Here is a 3119-nt window from a genome sequence, read left to right as displayed (position 1 = left end):
CCTCGGCCACGCAGCCCGTCGAGCCCGCCGCACCCGTCGAGGCCTCCACCGCGGAGCCGGCAGCCCCCGCGCCCGCTCCCGCGACCGCCGCAGCACCCGCCGCGTTCGCCGCCCCGGCACCGACCGCCACCGGCGACGATCACCTGTTCCCGGACCCGAACGCCCCGCGCAGCACCACGGTCGGCTCCCACATCCTCGGCGTGCTGGTCGGCCTGATCCTCGGACCGGTCGGCGCCGCGGTCCTGCTGATCGGCGAGGCGCAGATCCTCGACGCGCAGGTCGACGGCTGGGACGCCTCCACCGAGGTGCTCGGCATCGTGCTGGTCACGGTGGGCCTGCTGCTCCTCGGCGCGGTCCTGCTGCTCGGGCTGTGGACGCCGTCGGTCCCGATCACGGCGGGCACCGTGCTCACCCTCGCCGGCATCGTCTACCTGTACCTGCCGTCGATCGCCCGCGAGCAGACGCTCAACCTCCTCACGTCGTCGGGCTGGCGGGTCACGGTCACGCAGGTGACGGTCGCGGGCACGTCGGGGATGGTGCTCGCCGTCGGGTTCCTGCTCCTGCTGGCGGGGCTCGTGGCGGCCGCAGCGCGCCGTCGTGGGGTCCACCTCGGGGAGTTCCGCGAGCGCCACCGCGTCTGAGCGGGGGGCGTGAGCGCGCTCGTCTCCGGCTAGAGTGCGTTTCCGGACCCCGGTCCACCTGCATCGACGTCGCTGCACAGGAGGTGGTCCTCGTGACCGACACCCCGCCCGAGACCCACGAGCCCGGCCTCGAGAACCTGCTCACCGAGGACCGCCGGTTCCCCCCGACGCCCGAGTTCGCGGACCAGGCCAACGCGCAGCGCGGCCTGTACGCGTGGGCGAACGCCGACCGGCCCAGCTTCTGGGCGGAGCAGGCCCGTGAGCTGCTCAGCTGGGAGACGCCGTTCGAGGAGGTCCTCGACTGGTCGAACGCGCCGTTCGTCCGCTGGTTCGCCGACGGCACGCTGAACGCCGCGTACAACGCGGTCGACCGGCACGTCGAGGCCGGCCACGGGGACCGCGTCGCGCTGCACTTCGAGGGCGAGGGCGGCGACACCCGCACGGTCACGTACGCAGACCTGCAGCGGGAGGTGTCCAAGGCCGCGAACGCGTTCACCGCGCTGGGGGTCGGCACGGGCGACCGCGTCGCCATCTACCTGCCGCTCATCCCCGAGGCCGTCGTCACGATGCTGGCCTGCGCGCGCATCGGCGCCCCGCACTCGGTGGTGTTCGGCGGCTTCTCGGCCGAGGCGCTGAGCACCCGGATCAACGACGCCGAGGCCAAGCTCGTCGTCACCGCGGACGGGGGGTACCGGCGCGGGTCCGCCAGCGCGCTGAAGCCGGCCGTCGACGAGGCGCTGACCAAGGGCACGCCGTCGGTCCAGCACGTCCTCGTCGTGAGGCGGACCGGCCAGGACGTCGCGTGGAACGACGAGGTCGACGTGTGGTGGTCGGACGTCGTCGACACCGCGAGCGACCAGCACACACCCGTCGCGGTCGAGGCCGAGCACCCGCTGTTCATCCTGTACACGTCGGGCACCACCGGGAAGCCGAAGGGCATCTTCCACACCACGGGCGGGTACCTGACCCAGGCGGCGTACACGCACCGCAACGTCTTCGACCTCAAGCCGGAGACCGACGTCTACTGGTGCACGGCGGACATCGGCTGGATCACGGGCCACACCTACGTCGTCTACGGTCCGCTCATCAACGGCGCCACGCAGGTCATCTACGAGGGCACGCCCGACACCCCGCACCGCGGCCGCTGGTGGGAGATCATCGAGAAGTACAAGGTCTCGATCCTCTACACCGCCCCCACCGCCATCCGGACCTGCATGAAGTGGGGCTCGGAGATCCCCGGCAAGTTCGACCTGTCGAGCCTGCGCGTGCTGGGGTCGGTCGGTGAGCCGATCAACCCCGAGGCCTGGATGTGGTACCGCCGGGTGATCGGCGGCGACCGTGCGCCCATCGTCGACACCTGGTGGCAGACCGAGACCGGCGGCATCATGATCAGCCCGCTGCCGGGTGTCACCGAGACCAAGCCCGGGTCCGCGCAGGTGCCGCTGCCGGGCATCGCGGCGGACGTGGTCGACGACGACGCGCAGCCGGTGCCGAATGGGTCCGGCGGGTACCTCGTGCTCACCGAGCCGTGGCCGGCGATGCTCCGCGGGATCTGGGGTGACCCGGACCGCTACGTCGACACGTACTGGTCGCGCTTCAAGGGCCTGTACTTCGCGGGCGACGGCGCCAAGAAGGACGACGACGGCGACATCTGGCTGCTCGGCCGGGTGGACGACGTGATGAACGTGTCCGGTCACCGGCTGTCGACCACGGAGATCGAGTCGGCCCTGGTGTCGCACCCGTGGGTCGCGGAGGCCGCGGTCGTCGGTGCGGCCGACGAGACCACCGGGCAGGCGGTCGTCGCGTTCGTCATCCTGCGCGGCGACGCGGGCGGTGGCGACCAGGAGGCCGACGCCGTGCAGACCGAGCTGCGCAACCACGTGGCCAAGGAGATCGGCCCGATCGCCAAGCCTCGGCAGATCCTGGTCGTCGCGGAGCTGCCCAAGACGCGCTCCGGGAAGATCATGCGCCGCCTCCTGCGGGACGTCGCGGAGAACCGTCAGGTCGGGGACGCGACGACGCTGGCGGACTCCTCCGTGATGGACCTGATCGCGCGGGGTCTGTCCGCGCCGGGGGCGAAGCAGGAGGACTGACGGTCTCTGCCGCGGCGTTCGCCGGGCTCGTCGCGAGAGCGATGCACCCGGCGAGCGCCGCGGCGGTTCCGACGACGGCCGCAGGGTCCCACCCGTGCCGGACCACGTCCCCCAGCACGACCATGCCGACGATCCCCGGCACGATCACCTCCAGCACGGACACCGTGGCGGCGGCCGACCCCACGGGCCCGGTCTCGAGCGCCCGCAGGTAGGCGAGCGCGGCGACGACGCCCGACACGACGATGACGAGCGCGAGCGGCTGCAGGACAGTGTCGAGCAGGCCCCCCGACGCGTGCGCGGCGCGGGCGGCGATCGCCGCGGCGGAGTAGCCGAGCCCGGCGATCGTCGCGAGCAGGAGCGGGTGCCCTCGTCGGTAGGCCAGCAC

The 3119-nt window shown here is 72.6% G+C and carries 3 protein-coding genes; all 3 read left to right on the top strand.

The window, feature by feature from the left end; all coding sequences use genetic code 11:
- The coding region (locus AC1DUQ_RS19875) for a hypothetical protein (protein ID WP_477074437.1) at window positions 1-641 on the top strand (641 nt) is incomplete at its 5' end.
- A gap of 92 nt (window positions 642-733) precedes the next feature.
- Window positions 734-2734, top strand: a complete 2001-nt coding sequence (gene acs, locus AC1DUQ_RS19870; RefSeq protein WP_477061211.1) for an acetate--CoA ligase — start codon at window positions 734-736, stop codon at window positions 2732-2734.
- Between the two features lie 94 nt (window positions 2735-2828).
- The coding region (locus AC1DUQ_RS19865; protein ID WP_477074436.1) for a hypothetical protein at window positions 2829-3119 on the top strand (291 nt) is incomplete at its 3' end.

The organism is Cellulomonas sp. P4_B5_2 (assembly GCF_056402235.1).
The sequence above is the reverse complement of the archived record's forward strand: the minus strand, read 5'-3'. Positions and strand labels throughout refer to the sequence as shown.